The sequence below is a fragment of the Oleiphilus sp. HI0080 genome (assembly GCF_001635135.1).
The window spans coordinates 1-2040 of sequence record NZ_LWFU01000551.1; the positions used below are offsets into that span (position 1 = coordinate 1).

Consider the following 2040-nt stretch of genomic DNA (forward strand, 5'->3'; position numbering starts at 1 on the left):
TCCTTTTATCATTCGCGATACTTTCGGAAAGTTAACAGTTTTCGACAACTAACAATTCAAATAAAGGCATTCAACCGATTATGACTGCAATTCAGAACGTGACGCTTCCTTTAGAATCTGTTTTTAAATGGGAAAAAGAACGCGCCGATAAAGTCTACATGACTCAGCCTATGGGCAATGGTGTTGTTCAGGAATATACCTGGGCTCGAACTCTAAACGAAGCTCGCCGCATTGCTAGCTACCTTAAAGCTCAGAATTTCCCGCCTAAAAGCAACATCGCTATTCTTTCTAAAAACTGCGCTCACTGGATCATGACCGATCTAGCTATTTGGTTGGCGGGTCATGTGACTGTTCCTCTATACCCAACGTTGAACGCCGATACGGTCAGCTACATTCTTGAGCACAGTGAGGCGAAGGCGATTTTTGTCGGTAAGCTGGACGATTGGGAAGATATGGCGCCCGGTGTTCCGGACGATCTGCCACGCATTTCTTACCCTTTGAGCCCGAAAAACGATTACCCTACGTGGGATACTCTTGTCTCTGAAAACGAGCCGCTGGAAGGTGAAGTGCAAAGAGACGCTGATGAACTAGCGACAATCGTGTATACATCAGGTAGTACTGGTCGACCAAAAGGTGTAATGCTTTCATTTGGCGCATTAGGTATCGCCGCCTCTGGCGCGGCACAGGCCCTTGAGTTGTATCCTGAAGACCGTATGTTGTCCTATCTCCCGCTGGCGCATGTATTTGAGCGATATGTTGTTGAGCAATCATCTTTCTTCAGAGGTTTCGAGCTGTACTTTGCAGAAGATTTGAATACCTTTTTACAAGATCTGCAACGTGCTCGTCCAACTGTCTTCGTGTCTGTACCTAGATTATGGTCTAAGTTCCAGCTTGGCATCTTTAAGAAAATGCCACCTAAAAAGTTGAATCGTCTGTTGAAGATTCCAATTTTGTCTGGGGTGGTCAAGAAGAAGGTCCTCACGGGTCTCGGCCTAGAACACTGTCGATTTGCTGGCAGCGGCTCTGCACCTCTTTCAGAAGATATTATCAATTGGTACCGAAGCTTGGGCCTCGAGTTGCTCGAGGGCTACGGTATGTCAGAGAACTTTGCTTACTCACACATTTCTTTGCCTGGGCGGTCTCGCGTAGGTTACGTTGGTGAGCCTTTACCTGGGGTTGAGCAACGTATTTCTGAGATTGGAGAAATCGAGGTGAATAGCCCTGCAAATATGATGGGCTATTACAAAGACGATGAGAAGACCAAAGAAAGCTTCACTGAAGACGGTTTCTTGTTAACAGGTGATCGGGGTGAGATTGATGATCACGGTCGATTGAAAATCACCGGTCGTACCAAGGAAATCTTTAAAACCAGCAAAGGTAAGTATGTCGCACCGGCGCCGATCGAAAATAAGATTATTAGCCACAACGAGGTCGAAATGGTGTGTGTCGCAGGGGCCGAATGCCCTCAGCCTCATGCCTTGATCCATCTTTCTGAAGAGGCGCTTCCGCAAAGAGATGATCCAGCGTTTAGAGAGCATCTAGAAGCTAGTCTCGTAGAGCTGCTGAATAAGGTGAATGGGACAGTGGACCCCCACGAAGCGCTGCAGTTTGCGGTGATTGTGAAAGATACTTGGGGCATTGAGAATGGTTTCCTTACGCCCACTATGAAGATCAAACGAGATGTCATTGAAGGCCAGTACAAAGATCAGTTAGATGGCTGGTATGCTGGTAAGGCGAAGGTTGTCTGGGAATAACACTTCAATACAGTTGCATTTAAAGGAGCTTCGGCTCCTTTTTTTGTGCTCGCGTAGTGGCTCAGCGAACAAGCACGAAGGGCATCTTGAGGCTTCTCTGAAGATGAGTGGGCCGAAACATAATCATAGTTGAGGCACGTAATTGTATTTGTAACTCTTTGCTCTTCTTTTTGCTTACTATGATCTGTTGATTGATTTGTTAAGCAGTATCACCGGCACCATACCGACCAACACAATCACGAGCGCAGAGAGCGCACACTGCTCAATAAGTTCGTCTGATGCAAAT

The 2040-nt window shown here is 46.6% G+C and carries 1 protein-coding gene; it reads left to right on the forward strand.

Going from position 1 to position 2040, the window contains the following annotated elements; translation table 11 throughout:
* Positions 1 to 80: 80 nt before the first annotated feature.
* The gene (locus A3751_RS12085; protein WP_068456314.1) at positions 81 to 1754 is read left to right on the forward strand and encodes an AMP-binding protein; all 1674 of its coding nucleotides are present in this window, start codon (positions 81 to 83) and stop codon (positions 1752 to 1754) included.
* Positions 1755 to 2040 lie beyond the last annotated feature (286 nt).